This is a genomic window from Xanthomonas cassavae CFBP 4642, from assembly GCF_000454545.1.
GTDB lineage: Bacteria > Pseudomonadota > Gammaproteobacteria > Xanthomonadales > Xanthomonadaceae > Xanthomonas > Xanthomonas cassavae.
This window is the reverse complement of the sequence record NZ_CM002139.1, coordinates 952,364-966,881: the sequence shown is the minus strand read 5'-3', so window position 1 is coordinate 966,881 and position 14,518 is coordinate 952,364. Positions and strand designations below refer to the sequence as shown.

Below are 14,518 nucleotides of genomic sequence, written 5' to 3'. Positions count from 1 at the left end.
AACGCAAACACCGCCGCCTGCATCCACCCGCACCACCGGCCCCACCTACATCGAGACCTCCATGCTGCGTACCACTCTTGCTCCCCTGGTTCTGGCCCTTGCGCTCGCGCTGCCCGCCGCCGCTGCTACGCCCGAGTCCTGGCCCGCCTTCGGCACGCAGGGCACGCAGTTCGTGCGCGATGGCAAGCCGTACCAAATCCTGTCCGGGGCCATCCATTTCCAGCGCATTCCGCGCGCCTACTGGAAGGATCGCCTGCAGAAAGCACGCGCACTCGGCTTGAATGCGGTAGAAACCTACGTGTTCTGGAATCTGGTCGAACCGCAGCAAGGCCAGTTCGATTTTTCCGGCAACAACGACGTCGCCGCCTTCGTCGAGGAGGCCGCCGCGCAAGGCCTCAACGTGATCCTGCGCCCCGGCCCCTACGCCTGCGCCGAATGGGAAGCCGGCGGGTATCCGGCCTGGTTGTTCGGCAAGGACAACATCCGCGTGCGCAGCCGCGACCCGCGGTTTCTGGCCGCCAGCCAGGCCTACCTGGACGCGGTGGCAAAACAGGTGCAACCGCTGCTCAACCACAATGGCGGCCCGATCATCGCAGTGCAGGTGGAGAACGAATACGGCTCCTACGATGACGACCACGCCTACATGGCCGACAACCGCGCCATGTTCGTCAAGGCCGGCTTCGACAAGGCCTTGCTGTTCACCTCGGACGGCGCGGACATGCTCGCCAATGGCACCTTGCCCGACACCCTGGCAGTGGTGAATTTCGCGCCCGGCGAGGCGAAGAGCGCGTTCGACAAATTGATCAAGTTCCGCCCCGAGCAACCGCGCATGGTGGGCGAATACTGGGCCGGCTGGTTCGATCATTGGGGCACGCCGCACGCCAGCACCGATGCCAAGCAACAGACCGAAGAACTGGAGTGGATCCTGCGCCAGGGGCACTCGGCCAACCTCTACATGTTTATCGGCGGCACCAGTTTCGGCTTCATGAATGGCGCCAATTTCCAGGGCAATCCCAGCGACCATTACGCACCGCAAACCACCAGCTACGATTACGATGCCATCCTCGACGAAGCCGGCCACCCCACACCCAAGTTCTCGCTGATGCGCGATGCCATCGCCCGCGTCACCGGCGTGCAACCGCCCGCGCTGCCTGCACCGATTGCGATGGCCGCACTGCCGGACACCCAACTGCGCGAATCGGCATCGTTGTGGGACAACCTGCCCGCCCCGATCGCCATCGACACCCCGCAGCCGATGGAACACTTCGGCCAGGACTACGGCTACATTCTCTACCGCACCACCATCACCGGCCCGCGCAAGGGGTCGCTGTATCTGGGCGAGGTGCGCGACGTAGCACGCGTCTATGTCGATCAACAACCGGTCGGCAGCGTCGAACGCCGGCTGCAGCAGGTCTCCACCGACGTGGACATTCCGGCTGGCCAACACACGTTGGATGTCCTGGTCGAAAACAGCGGCCGCATCAACTACGGCCCGCGCACGGCCGACGGCCGCGCCGGCCTGGTCGACCCGGTACTGCTGGACAACCAACAACTCACCGGCTGGCAGGCGTTCCCGCTGCCGATGCGCTCGCCCGACAGCCTCCGCGGCTGGACCCGCAGGTCTGTGCAAGGCCCCGCCTTCCACCGCGGCAACCTGCGCATCGGCACCCCCACCGACACCTATCTGGACATGCGCGCCTTCGGCAAGGGCATCGCCTGGGCCAACGGCGTCAACCTGGGCCGTCACTGGTCCATCGGGCCGCAGACGGCGCTGTATTTCCCAGCGCCGTTCCAGCGCAAGGGCGACAACGCCGTGGTGGTGTTCGACCTGGACAGCACCGCCAACCCCAGCGTGCGCGGCCTGAAACAGCAGGCGTGGATCACGCCGAAGGAGTAAGCGCGGCCAACAAACGAATGCGCTCACCGTCAGATGGGCGCGGCGTCGCTCGGAATCGCTACGTACCACGCGTGCGCTGCGGTGATGAGGCACCGTCCGCACACGCCAAAGACTGCTCACAACGCTTTGTCAGCCACGCCAGGCCGTGGCGGCATGTGCAATTCACTGGCAATGACGCCACGGCTGCCGATTGCTCAAGGGTTGAAGGACGGTGCTGTCGCAGCCGCAGCGCCTTCACGGATGCGCGCAGCCTGCATTTCGGTTGCCAGCAACGTGCCGCGCACATCGGTAGTGTGCCGCCGGGCCTGTTTCATGCAGAAATGCGCAAAGCCCGCACTTCCTGGCTGCGGCGTGATCGCATTTGCGGTCAACGCACCGATCAGGCGCTGTTGCAACCCCTGCATCCTATTTTCTGCGCGCCGGATCTTTTTCATGTCCGAACTTTCCAGTTCCTCGTTTGCCATGCCCAGCTCTTCCAACATCAAGCTGACAGATCGCAATTGAAACTCGTCGCGCTCACGCGCTTCGTGCAGTTGCGTGGTCAAGCGTGCGTGGGCCTGCGCAGCCGTCGTGGCTGTGGTTTCTGTGTCGGGGATTGCACCACTGGCAGCATCCTCCGCCGGTAGCTCCGCCCGCAAGCGCAGTTTCGAGTCTAGATATTTCTTTTGTAACTCCAGGCAACTTTGCATGTACGCAACCTGCGACTTGACCGAGCCTGACGTTTGCAGCCACTGGTTCAATGCTGTTTCGGTCAGTGTATCGGTATGTTTTGCATAGCTTCGCGCGGCTTTTTCGCCAGCGACGCGGGGCTTGCCGGTGAGCACTGCTCGCCCGTAGGTCGCCCCTGCAAAAAGCGCTGCCCTGGCTCGCTTGGCGAGCGAGGACGGTTGAGCCGCCTGACCAGTTGCTGGGCGCTGATCGGTAGATCGAGGCACTGCCCGATAGCGTTTCCTCATGTCGTTGGCGCAGTTCTGCAAGAGCGCGTCCCGTGCTTTTTCCTGACCGTCGATACAGGCGTACAGGGCGCTGCGCAGTTCAAATCCATGCTGCGGAACGGCAGCAGTTGCCTCCGTAGCGGCTGATGCGTCGCCGGCTGCAGGCGACGCCTGTTTTGCTGCTACCGACTGGGCAGCCACCGCGTGTTCGATTGAGCCGGGCATGACAGGGTTAGACTCGAGCTGGTCACCAGTGCCGGTCGTCACCACGGTGTCCCACGCGTTTCCCGAGGCACCGTCACTGACGCGTGGTGTCCCATGCGGATTCACTTCCCCCGGTGAGGCAGCGACGCCTGCCTCGGTCGTGGGTAGCAGGTCGGCCATGGCAAGCAATGCCCGGTCCACGCTAGGCATCTCCGCAGTCTCGTACTTGCGATAGCGTTTTTGCTTGCCATGCGCCAGCAGAAACTGGTGGCCCCCGACACCCATCGTCACCGCACCCAGCAGACCGGCACCGACCACCAAACCGGTGCCCACTGGCCCGGCCACGGTGGCTGCACCCAGCACAACAGCAGCACTGACTCCGGTTTTTGTCAAGGTGCTGGCCGTGTAGGTGACGCCGCCAACGACAAAGCCCTTGTTCCAGTTGTTGAAGCTGCCGGCAAATCCGCTGCGCTGGGTCAGCTTGGTGCTCAAAAAGTGCTGGTAGCGCTGCGCGCCGGGGCTGAGCTCGCCCGCTTCCAGGCGTTGCATGAAGTCTTCGACACGCACCGCATCGGCAACCACGCGCGTTTTCTCCTTGCGTGATTGGTGCAGAAACGTAACGCCCAGCGCGGTGGCAGCGACGCTTGCCAGCGGAGCCAGGACAAATGTGCCGGCAATACCGGCCGCCGACGCTGCGCCTGCGGCGGCGGTGCTGTGGCCGATCAAGCCAGCAGCATTTGCGTTCTTGGCCCCGAGTGCCAGCCCGCCCTGGATACCGAGTTCTGTCGTGGCCTTGGTGAAGATCATGCCTGCAGACGCCATTGAAGTCATCGCGATGGCGCCATCACGTGCGTTGCGCTGCTGTTGGTAAGCGACTGTATCAATCGCCTCGCTCAAGGCATCGATCTGAGCGCCTGCAACTGCAGTCAACGGGCCGCTCTCCAGAGCAGTTTGCAGCAACGCCCTGTCCGACTGAAGTTGACGTTTGCATTTCCGCAGGGTACCGCGTTGTTCAATCACTTCGCGGGTTTCCTTGTAGGCGGCATAGATCGCAAGGCCAGAGAGCGGCAGCATGGCGCCACTGATGCTCAAGCTCATTGCCAGATCGGCAACGCCCCCGGGCGCCCCCTCCTCAGCCAGGGTGTGCATGATGCTCTCGTGCGCTGCAGGCTCGATCGGATGTGGCTCCATAGAGTGCTCCACGCCGTTACCAGGCTGAGTCTGATGGTCTGCCGACAATGCCGTGTGATCGACCGGCGTGTGCTCGTGGGAATGCACAGGTTGGTCGGCTTCCGGAGAATGTTCCGGTTCGCCCGAGTTGGGCAGTTCCGCTATCTTGTCTGCAGTGCCATGCAGTGGATCTGCAAGATACCTGGCCACCACGAATGCATCGTACGCTGCCTCTGTTTCCTGAATTTCGGCCATGGCATCTCCCCCGATGCGCCTCCCGGACGCGTGCACGGGAGGGGATTTTTTCCAACGAGAACTTTTTCTTAACGATTCCAGACCCATGGGCCAGCCGTTGGAAGCGGGAAGATCTTCAACTGAAACAGCCACCTCTGGAGCGGGAGAATCAGAAGGACCAACATGACGGCTGACGTGTTGCTGGATACGCATAGCTCAGACTCCGTATACGTGACGCGGCGAGGCTACGCCTCCTGCCCACGGGGACCAGCCGTTCTACGAATTCACTTTCCCGGGAACGAATCGCAGCGCAAGGCGCATTCAGGGCTGGTTTACTGAGCTATTGAGGACTTCACCTGAAAAGCATCGTGTGTTCGTTGCTTTAGAGCGGCTAATAAAACCCCAGGAAGCATGCGTAAGCAGATGATGGAGCATGCAAGCGAGAGCGACGCTAAGGATGGTCTGATCAACGCAGCCGGAAAACGAAACACGCCACATCCGCCGCGCTGAGGGCGCTCAAACCCCCGGTTTTTTGCCGTTTTCNTTGCGCTTGCTGTTGTACTCCGCGTCGCCGAAGGTCAGTTGCATCGTCATCGTCCTGGTGCCTCTGTGCGATTGTCGCAGGATCAGGGGGAGTTGTTCAGAGTTTCCCTAAGTGGATATCGATGCGGCGTTCGAAGCGGATACGCAGCCTGCCCATCCCGGCGAACCAAGCGTGCGTACGCTCCACGACCCAGCGATGCCGGCCCAGACGGTCGTTGCGTTCGATGCCCTTGCGGGCAATCCGCGCAATGATGCCGCGCTGCTTGCGGGCAGTGCGGCACCGGTCGATGTCGTAAGCCTTGTCAGCATGCAGTTTGCCGGGCCAGCGTCGCGCACGCCCTGGTTTTCCGCCGATTTCAGGCAACGCATCAAGCAACTCCTCGAAGACAACCGAGTCGTGTCGATTGGCACCGGTGACGCACACTGCCAGCGGCACGCCGTTTTCGTGCAGATCGACGATGCCTATCTCGGCGGCGAGCGTAACGGTGGCAAGGCCGGACACGGATCGGAGAACAAACAAGCATTCCTGATTGCGATGCAGACCGGTGACACCTTCACCGCGCCGCGCTTTGTGGTGATCGAGCCGGTGCGCAGCTTCGACAACACAGCGCTGCAGGACTGGATTGCCCGTCGCCTGGCGCCCGGCTGCGAGGTCTACACCGATGGGCTGGCCTGCTTCCGTCGCCTGTGGGCACACCCGGCTATATCGAGATGAGTTGGAAAGCAAGTCGTCGACGGGACGTTTACAGCGCTGCCCAACTCCTGGTGTATTTCATCAAACATCCGGATTACCACATGGGCTATGTGGGTATTTCCGGGGCGCAGTCAAAGGAAGTCTTTTCACTCATGGATGCGCTGCAACAGCTGCCCTCGGAACGCAAGCATGAGATCGTCGCTTTTTTCAACCGCGTGATTGGCCAAGATCGTGCCACCGCAGAGGATTTGCTGGCGGACCCATTCATCAAGGATGCCGCGCTGCGGCTCCAGGAAGGCGTGCATGTAACCTTCGAGAAATTGACTCGATAAATGCCCCTGCAAGTCCGTTGAAACCCAATCGTCAGCAGCGAACGATGCACTGAGCGCAGCAGTTCCACCTAATCGCGCCGCCCCAGTCACGCAGCGCGCGGGTTGCCGCATGCCTCAGCGCGAATCTCAACCAAGCCAACCCAAGGTCGCTGTTCAACCGATTTCATCCAGGACAAGACGCACCTCGTCGGCAAAAGAAGGTCTGAACAACTCCTTCCGCTCCGGGGACAATCGTGCATAGCCCAGGGAGACAACCACGATGCAACCGTCTTTCGGCAGCGCGCGGCACAACGGCACGAGGCGTTCTTGTCGGAGATGGACCAAGTGGTGCAGTGGAAGGACCTGCTGACGCTGACCAGGCCGCACTGTCGGACGACGGCGCAGCCGAAGCGGCAGCCATATCCTGCCAGCGCCTGCCGACATCGAGCCAGGGCCTGTCGCCGCCCAAGGCAGATTTCCGTCGTCCGCCCTTCAGCAGCGACGCGTGCCGCCGTTATCAGAACGTCCGGTGGCGCCGCGGCGCCCGCTACCGTGGATGTATCGGGCGGACCAGATTCCAGGCAAGATCACCGGCTGACCCCGCTACGGATGCGCTTGCTTGCGACGTAGACGGCTTGATTGCAGGTTCCAGGAGCGTTGCATGTCCTCGTCCACCGTTACGCAAGACCCCATCCCCGCCGATGCGGAACACACCCAGCACGCGTTCGCCGAGCAGGTCCACGGCAAGCCCATGGACAGCACCGAGGCGGCGCACCGGATGGCCTTCCTATTCCAGACCGAATCGGCAAAGAAGCCGCAGACGCTGTTGCCGCCGCAGGTCCGCGACGACAACGCAGCCTGAGCACACCGAACGCGCAAACCACTGGCGAGCGCGATCTGCGATCGCCAGTGGCCGGTCGCCTGCTCACTTGAACGCCTGGAGCACCGTGAGCAGACTGGTCAGGTTGTCGGCCACGCCAGCCTGCGCATTCTTTGCGCCGGCACCGGCCGCCGCCGTGGTATCCACGTTGTAGACCTGCATCACGCCCTGATTGGCCGCGGCCTGCGCCAGGGTGGTTTGCTGTTGCTGCGCCGCGACGGCGTTCTGGAACAGGACACCGCTCGACTGTGCCATTGCCTGGTAGATCGAGCCCATCGCCATCGCCGGCGCTTCGCCTACAACCTTGACGTTGGACTGGGTGACGGCATCGGTCACCTGTTGATTGACTGCAGTTGGAAAGGCCATGCCCGGCTCCTGAGTGGACGCAATGCACGATGTGATGCGCGTTGACCACCAACGACCTGCACGCGGCGTCGCGATACACAGGCCAGGCTGCAGCGCACCGCGGTGCCTTTCCGATAGCGGCGCACACGCGTACCGCTGAATCCACGCCATGCAGCTTCGCAATGCACGTCGCACTCCCGATGTGCCGTCGAGCCACCCATGGCGATCAAGCCACAGCGCGAGGCCAGCACCACCGGTTGCGCGACATGAACGTGTCCCAGGCCTTGGCATCGGCGCACGTGGCGATCCCAGGACGGCGCAGACATGCCAACGCCCATGACGTTCCTGCCTACCGCCTTGCTGATACGCTCGACCGGCTGCCCTTGCCGCACATGGTCGGCAACCACGGCCACCTGCGCCTGGGACGACCAAGGCACAGGCATGCAATAGATGATAAACAGGTCTCTATGTAATCCACACCGCACTGGACACCGATGTTTTCCACGCGCTTGCTGACCTGCCTTGTTGCCAGTCTTGCTGCCTGCAGCGCGCAGGCGCATTCTCCTGTCTCTCCGGCGTCGCCCATCGTGCGCAGCGAATTCATCGCCGACCCCGCCCCCACGCCACAGGCGCACGCCTCCACCCTGCTGGAAACCCGCGATGGGCAGCTGCTGGCCGCCTGGTTCGGCGGTGCGCGCGAAGGTGCGCCGGATGTCGGCATCTGGCTGGCGCGGCGTGGCCCGCAGCAGTGGCAGGGTCCGCAACGCATCGCCGATGGCGCGCACGCCGGCAAGCAGGATAGCGATGTGCCGGCCTGGAATCCGGTGCTTTTCCAATCAGCCAGCGGGCCGGTGCAGCTGTATTACAAACTCGGCCCCAACCCGCGGCAGTGGTGGGGGCTGCGGCTCACCTCCATGGACAGCGGCGCGACATGGTCGGCACCGCAGCGCTTGCCGGACGGCATCCTTGGGCCGATCAAGAACAAACCGCTGCAGTTGCCGAGCGGGCGCATCCTGGCACCCAGCAGCAGCGAAGACCGCGGCTGGCGCGCGCATCTGGAATGGAGCGACGACGACGGCGCGCACTGGCAGCGCGGCATGCCGCTCAACGTCCCGAGCGTGATCGGCGCGATCCAGCCCAGCCTGCTGCTGTATCCGGATGGTCGTCTGCAGGCGTTGGGCCGCAGCCAGCAGAACAAGCTCTTCAGCACCTTCTCCGACGATGGCGGCCTGCATTGGCAGCCGATGCAACTGCTGGATGTGCAAAATCCCAATTCCGGCACCGACGCGGTACTGCTGCGCGACGGTCGCGCCTTGCTGGTCTACAACCCCGCCATCGCCGGCAAGGACTGGTGGGAGGGACGCGGCACGCTGGCGGTGGCACTGTCGGACGATGGCGTGCACTGGCAACGCGTGCTGACGCTGGAAGACAGCGCCAATGATGAATTTTCATATCCGGCCGCGATCCAGACCCGTGATGGGTTGGTGCACATCAGCTACACCTGGAAGCGCCGACGAATCAAGCATGTGGTGCTCGATCCCACGCGAATCGACGCATGCGGCCCCTGCCAGGCGCCTGCCCCCGCAACGCTGTCTGAGCGCTGCACGACGGCGTGCGGCCACGCCGCCGTTCCTTCGTCATGATGACGGTGGCTTCGCCTCCACGGATTCGCCAGTAGCGTTGCATGCCGATCATCGTCGGCGAGCTACAGCCAAGACGAAGAATGCGATGCGACGCGTCGATCAACCACGCCTACCGGGCACGCCTGTCGGACTGCCGGAGCAGGATGCGTCCACTGCGAATGCCCCCGCGCGCAATGTCCCACCCGCATGCCCCGCGCCCGAGCGCCCTACCGGCATACTCGGCGGCCTGACCAGACATGTGCCTGGCTACCGGTCCGGTCGCCCCAGTGTGCCACCGACCGTTGACGCTTCACCATTACAGCGCTCCACAGCGCTTCGCCCGTACCGCGACGTCCTGTCGCAATGGCAACGACACTACAGCACAGATCGCAGTCGCTGGCACAGCGCATGGCGCCAGGCCAACAGCAACGATCCGCAAGTCGAAACAAGAACGGCCCGGGCGCTCAAGGCAACAGCCGACATGCTGGAAGACGCAACCCTACCGGGGCGGGTAGCGCTGGAGTTGCACTCAGTTCCCCTTCCGCAATTTCCCGATCAGGTATACCGTTTTTCTCATCTGCAGCACATGACGATCAACGCGGCGGGGTTGATGGAACTTCCGGCCATGCAGCAATTCGCGTGCCTGGAAACACTGACGCTTGCGCACAATCCGCTTGACTCGCTACCTGCATCCATCGCAAGCCTCAGCCGATTGCGTGAGCTCTCCATCCTTTCCTGCCCGGAATTGAAAGAACTGCCCAAACGCCTGGCGAGCACCAATGCATCCGGCGAGCACGAGGGGTTGGTCAACCTGCAGAAGCTGCAGCTGATGGGTACCGGGATCACATCGCTTCCGGCTTCCATCACCGGCCTACAGAACCTGAGAACGCTACAGATACGCAATTCGCCGCTGTCCACCCTTGCCCCGGCCATCCATCGAATGCCAAGGCTGGAAGAACTTGATTTGGAAGGCTGCACAGCGCTGTGCAACTATCCGCCGATTTTTGGCGGCAGTGCGCCATTGAAACGACTGCGTCTGAAAGACTGCAGCAACCTGCGCACCTTGGCGCTGGACATTCACCGCCTGACGCAACTCGAAGAACTCGACCTGCGAGGCTGCGAAAATCTCTCCAGACTGCCCTCGTCGATCGCCAGATTACCTGCCAGTTGCACTATCCGGCTGCCGCCGCATTTACAGGCGGAACTCGACCGTCTTCGTCTGATTGCGCGCCCCGCCGAACCAGAGCAGACTGGCCCAGCCATCCCGGATCTCTCGCCCCCTGTTGCCGGCGATCAAGCCAGCGCATCCTCCTCGGCGACCACAACCGGACTTCTGCGCGAGGTTGCGCTCGAACGCATCGAAGACACCGCGCAGGCCATGCTGAGCACGGTCACTGATGAAGAAAGAAATCCCTTTCTGGAAGGCGCCCCCTCCTATCTTCCACAAAAGCGCGACGCCGAAACTCCCACCACCTTCGGCCAGATTCCGGCATTGAAGAAAATGCTGGAGGAAGGCAGGGACGGCCATTTCCTGGCAAGGGTGAGCGACATGGCAGGCCCATCCCCCAGAGTCCAACACCCGACCGAGGAAGGCCTCCGCAGCCACTACACGAACGTCAGCAACTGGAAGGCGCAGAAGAACGCGCACCTGGGCATCGTCGATCATCTCGGGCAGTTCATTTATCACGAAGCAAGCCAGCTCAACGCAGAGACGCTGGCCAAGGCAGTCCAGATGTGGAAGACCCGGGAGTTGATTGTCAATGCGTACCCCGAAGAACGGGCACGCTTTCCCTCCTTCCCACTGCACATTCCAGAGCAAGTCGGCGACGACACTGATAGCGAACAGCAAACAACCTCGGAACCTTCACACCAGCAATAGCGGCAAACGCGACATGCAGAGCGGCCAATCGGGCACCGCCGTCGTCGTGTCTGAGCAGGTCGGGCGGCGCCTCCCATGGCCGAACGACCCGTTGCGCGTGTTTCACTGTTGCCGCAACGCGTCCACCATCCTTCGTACCCGCACGATATCGGTCCGCTGATAGTCTCCGCCCAGGTCACGGATATACGGGTGCGCAGACGGCACCTGGGCGGCGATCATGCCTCGCGCCGACGCGTGGAATTCGTGGGCGCCGGTATGCTGCCGTACGGTGCGGATGTTGTGCTCGGATAGCCCGGCACCCGGCATGATGCCGATGCGCCCGCCTGCCTGCCGCACCAACGCGGCGATGGTGTCGATTCCCTCCGGCGCACTCGCACGTGCGCCCGAAGTCAGCACGCGTTCGCAGCCCAGCGCGATCGCATCTTCCAGCGCGCGCGCCGGCTCGGCACTGACGTCGATCGCACGATGGAAGGTCACGCCCAGCGGGCCAGCCGCCTCGATCAACACGCGCATCGTGTCCATATCGACCTGACCATGACGATCCAGCGCGCCCAGCACCACGCCATCGCAGCCCAGCGCAACGCACTGCTGCACATCGCGGCGCATCGCCTCCACCTCATCGGCACTGAACACGAAGTCGCCCACGCGCGGGCGTATCAGCACATACAGCGGAATCGACAAGCGCGCGCGCACCACCGCCAGCGTGCCGAACGACGGCGTCAGCCCGCCGCCATCCAGCCCGCCGCACAGCTCCACCCGCATCGCCCCGCCGTCCTGCGCGGCCACGGCCGATGCCACCGAATCGGCAGCCACTTCCAGGCCCAACGCGCTCACGCGGCCGGCTCGGTGGTGTAGTGGCTGTCGCCGGGCACCAGCAGATCCTGCCGCTGCGCATCGCACACCGCATAGCTGAAGCCCTTCTGGATCGCGAACGCACCCACCTCGCCACGCGTGTTCATCGCCAGGAATCCCACCTGCAGCGTGCGCGTCAGCTCCGGCTTGCGGCGGATCAAGCGCATCACCACCTCGCGGCAGGCATCGGCCGGCGATCTGCCCTGGCGCATCATTTCCACCACTGCAAAGCTGCCGACATTGCGGATCACCTCTTCGCCCACGCCGGTGGAGGTCGCGCCGCCCACCTCGTTGTCCACATACAGGCCGGCGCCGATGATCGGGCTGTCGCCGACCCGCCCGTGCATCTTCCACGCCATGCCGCTGGTGGTGCACGCGCCGGACAGATTGCCGTGCGCATCCAGCGCAATCATGCCGATGGTGTCATGGTTGTCTTTACCGCCAGGCAGCTTGGCGTCGCGCCAGGCGCGGTTTTCGACATTGGCTTCCGGCGAATACTTCGACGTCTTCAACCACTCCTTCCACGCCGCTTCCGAACTCGGCGTCAGCAACCTGGTTTGCGGGAAGCCCTGCGCAAGTGCGAACTGCCGCGCGCCATCGCCGACCAGCATCACATGCGGGGTCTTTTCCATCACCGCGCGCGCCACCGAAATGGCATGCACCACATCTTCCAGCGACGCCACCGCGCCGCAATTGCCCAGGTGGTCCATGATGCAGGCGTCCAGCGTCACCCGCCCATCGCGATCCGGATACCCGCCCAGGCCCACCGTCGGATTGTTCGGGTCCGCTTCGGGCACGCGCACGCCGGCCTCCACCGCATCCAGCGCCATGCCACCGGTACTCAGCAGCGCCCACGCGGCCTGATTGGCGGCCACGCCGAAATCCCAGGTGGAAATCACCCGTGCCTGACCTTTAGGCAATGCCGCAGGACGTACCGCCGCCGTGCCAGCGGCCGCGGCCTGCGCACGTGCGCATCCGGCCAGGCCGGAAGCGATGGCACCCAGGGTGGCGCTCTTGAGGAAATGACGACGTTGGATCATCCAGGCGAACTCCGTAACGGAAACAGATGCCGCGCACTGCGCCGCAGCCTCCCATCATGCGGCAGCAACGCCTGCGGATAAACCGCATTCCCCCGCGCCGCGATGCGGATTGAGGCATAACGCCCGCAGGCATGATGCGCGCAGCCGCGCCTCCTTTGGCAAGGTCGTAGCTTCGGCCAATGGCTGTTGCTGCAGACGGCCTGCACGGACTTCGACGCGATGCAGGCCGGTGGACTCGGGCACGCGGATGGCGGCGATGGCCGAGCTGTGCACTCACTGCTGCGTCGATGGCATGTGACGTCCCCCCAAGTTTGAGTAGCACCTTGGTTTGGAGTCCAATCAAGGACCTCTGCCGTCGGCATGGTTTCAGTGAGGCTTCTTACTACCTGTGGCGCAGCGAGTTCGGCGGCATGAGCGTGCCCGATGCCAAGCGGCTCAAGGATCTGGAAGCCGAGAATGCGCGACTGAAGAAGTCGCTGGCCGAGCAGGTGTTCCAGAACGACCTGATCCAAGGATGCGCTACAAAAAAATGGTGAGCGCGCCGGCGCGCGGTGCGCTGGTGCGCGAGTGGATCGAAGCTGGGGCCAGCGAGCGTTGCGCCCTGGCAGCGATCGGCATGAGCGCCAGTGCGCTGCGCTATCGCCCGCGCGGGGACCGCAACGTTGAGCTGCGCGAGCACATTGTTGCGTTGGCGCATCGCCATCGCCGCTATGGCGTGGGGATGATCTATCTCAAACTACGGCGAGAAGGCCACATCGTGAACTGCAAGCGGGTGGAGCGGTTGTACCGCAAGCAGCAGCTGCAGGTGCGCCGCCGCAAGCGCAAAAAGGTGCCGGTAGGCGAGCGTGCGCCGTTGCTGAGGCCCACCAAGGCCAACCAGGCGTGGTCCATGGACTTCGTGTTCGACCGCACCGCCGAAGGTCGGGTGATCAAGTCTCGGGTGATAGTGGACGACGCGACACACGAGGCAGTCGCCATCGAGGTCGAACGCGCCATCTCCGGCCACGGGGTAGCACGCGTGCTGGATCGGTTGGCACACAGTCGCCGCTTGCCGCTGTTGATCCGCACGGACAACGGCAAGGAGTGCTGCGGCAAGGCCATGGTCGCCTGGGCGCATGCCAATCGCGTGCAGCTACGCCAGATCCACCCCTGGCAAGCCGAACCAGAATGCCTACGTCGAATCCTTCAACGGCCGGCTACGCGACGAATGTCTCAACGAACATTGGTTCCCAACGCTGCTGCATGCGCGCACCGGGATCGAACGCTGGCGCCGCGAATACAACGAACACCGCCCCAAGAAAGCAATCGGCGGAATGACGCCGACGGCCTAGGCCCAGCAGTTGGCCAATAGCGATATCATCAACCCCGGACTCTAAACCCGACTGCGACTCAGGATGGGGGACGTCGTGACGTGAGCACCTGTATAAGAGTCTGATGTATGAGGTTCATTCGACCTCCCCCTTCTCGCGCAACAGGCTGGTCAGCACGTGATCGCGCCACACGCCATTCAATTGCAGGTAACGCCGCGCGCGGCCTTCGATCTGGAAGCCCAGCCGCGCCAGCACCTGCGCGCTGCGCACATTCTCCGGCACGTACTACGCCATCACCCGCTGCAGGCCCAGCGGACCGAACGCGAAAGCGATGCCCTGCATGGCGGCCCACTGCATCAGGCCACGCCCCTGTGCTGCGGCATCCAGGCCGTAGCCGAGATGGCAGGCCTGAAATGCACCGCGCTGGATCTGGGTAAAGCCCACCGTGCCGATCACCTGCTGTGCCGACAGCAGCACCAACTGCAGTTCGCGTTCGCCAGGTACCGAATTGAGGGTTGGCAGGGATTCGTGTAAAACACAGCCCAAAGTGGGCTAACTCGCTGTCAGCACAGAAATTTTTCACAACCTTCTGCCGATCCTCC

General features: G+C 63.3%; 9 protein-coding genes and 4 pseudogenes. 7 read left to right on the top strand and 6 right to left on the bottom strand.

Annotated elements, in window-relative coordinates; all coding sequences use genetic code 11:
* Positions 1-61: 61 nt before the first annotated feature.
* Positions 62-1,897, top strand: coding sequence for a glycoside hydrolase family 35 protein (locus XCSCFBP4642_RS0104245; protein ID WP_029218689.1), 1,836 nt, complete (start codon positions 62-64; stop codon positions 1,895-1,897).
* Positions 1,898-2,091: 194 nt separating this feature from the next.
* Here the strand turns inward: XCSCFBP4642_RS0104245 and xopK are convergent, their stop codons facing one another.
* Together xopK and XCSCFBP4642_RS26455 are read right to left on the bottom strand one after the other, a co-directional pair.
* Positions 2,092-4,653: a type III secretion system effector XopK gene (gene xopK / locus XCSCFBP4642_RS0104240; RefSeq protein WP_268744466.1), complete on the bottom strand. Its 2,562-nt coding sequence runs from the start codon at positions 4,651-4,653 to the stop codon at positions 2,092-2,094.
* A gap of 427 nt (positions 4,654-5,080) precedes the next feature.
* A pseudogene (locus XCSCFBP4642_RS26455) lies at positions 5,081-5,422 on the bottom strand (transposase); the annotation flags it as partial.
* Positions 5,423-5,425: 3 nt separating this feature from the next.
* On the opposite strand from XCSCFBP4642_RS26455, the pseudogene XCSCFBP4642_RS26450 reads away from it, so the two are divergent.
* The 3 genes and pseudogenes from XCSCFBP4642_RS26450 to XCSCFBP4642_RS0104225 form a co-directional block, all read left to right on the top strand.
* Positions 5,426-5,671, top strand: a pseudogene (locus tag XCSCFBP4642_RS26450) (transposase); the annotation flags it as partial.
* 77 nt (positions 5,672-5,748) lie between these two features.
* On the top strand, positions 5,749-6,009 hold the full coding sequence (locus tag XCSCFBP4642_RS28235) for a hypothetical protein (RefSeq protein ID WP_029218686.1): 261 nt from the start codon (positions 5,749-5,751) through the stop codon (positions 6,007-6,009).
* A 640-nt stretch (positions 6,010-6,649) separates the two neighbouring features.
* On the top strand, positions 6,650-6,850 hold the full coding sequence (locus XCSCFBP4642_RS0104225; protein WP_029218685.1) for a hypothetical protein: 201 nt from the start codon (positions 6,650-6,652) through the stop codon (positions 6,848-6,850).
* A 63-nt stretch (positions 6,851-6,913) separates the two neighbouring features.
* Here the strand turns inward: XCSCFBP4642_RS0104225 and XCSCFBP4642_RS0104220 are convergent, their stop codons facing one another.
* Positions 6,914-7,234, bottom strand: coding sequence for a RebB family R body protein (locus XCSCFBP4642_RS0104220; RefSeq protein WP_029218684.1), 321 nt, complete (start codon positions 7,232-7,234; stop codon positions 6,914-6,916).
* A gap of 473 nt (positions 7,235-7,707) precedes the next feature.
* Here XCSCFBP4642_RS0104220 and XCSCFBP4642_RS0104215 point away from each other — a divergent pair, with 473 nt between their 5' ends.
* Together XCSCFBP4642_RS0104215 and xopL are read left to right on the top strand one after the other, a co-directional pair.
* Positions 7,708-8,856: a sialidase family protein gene (locus XCSCFBP4642_RS0104215; protein WP_029218683.1), complete on the top strand. Its 1,149-nt coding sequence runs from the start codon at positions 7,708-7,710 to the stop codon at positions 8,854-8,856.
* An 85-nt stretch (positions 8,857-8,941) separates the two neighbouring features.
* The gene (gene xopL, locus XCSCFBP4642_RS0104210) at positions 8,942-10,714 is read left to right on the top strand and encodes a type III secretion system leucine-rich repeat domain-containing effector XopL (RefSeq protein WP_029218682.1); all 1,773 of its coding nucleotides are present in this window, start codon (positions 8,942-8,944) and stop codon (positions 10,712-10,714) included.
* Positions 10,715-10,816: 102 nt separating this feature from the next.
* Here xopL and XCSCFBP4642_RS0104205 read toward each other — a convergent pair whose 3' ends face one another.
* The gene (locus XCSCFBP4642_RS0104205) at positions 10,817-11,548 is read right to left on the bottom strand and encodes a copper homeostasis protein CutC (RefSeq protein ID WP_029218681.1); all 732 of its coding nucleotides are present in this window, start codon (positions 11,546-11,548) and stop codon (positions 10,817-10,819) included.
* Positions 11,545-12,606: a glycosylasparaginase gene (locus XCSCFBP4642_RS0104200; RefSeq protein ID WP_029218680.1), complete on the bottom strand. Its 1,062-nt coding sequence runs from the start codon at positions 12,604-12,606 to the stop codon at positions 11,545-11,547. Before XCSCFBP4642_RS0104200 ends, XCSCFBP4642_RS0104205 begins: the two co-directional genes overlap by 4 nt.
* Before the next feature lie 287 nt (positions 12,607-12,893).
* On the opposite strand from XCSCFBP4642_RS0104200, the pseudogene XCSCFBP4642_RS24050 reads away from it, so the two are divergent.
* Positions 12,894-13,937: pseudogene (locus tag XCSCFBP4642_RS24050) on the top strand (IS3 family transposase).
* Between the two features lie 114 nt (positions 13,938-14,051).
* Here XCSCFBP4642_RS24050 and XCSCFBP4642_RS24045 read toward each other — a convergent pair.
* Positions 14,052-14,423 (bottom strand): annotated as a pseudogene (locus tag XCSCFBP4642_RS24045) (GNAT family N-acetyltransferase); the annotation flags it as partial.
* Positions 14,424-14,518 lie beyond the last annotated feature (95 nt).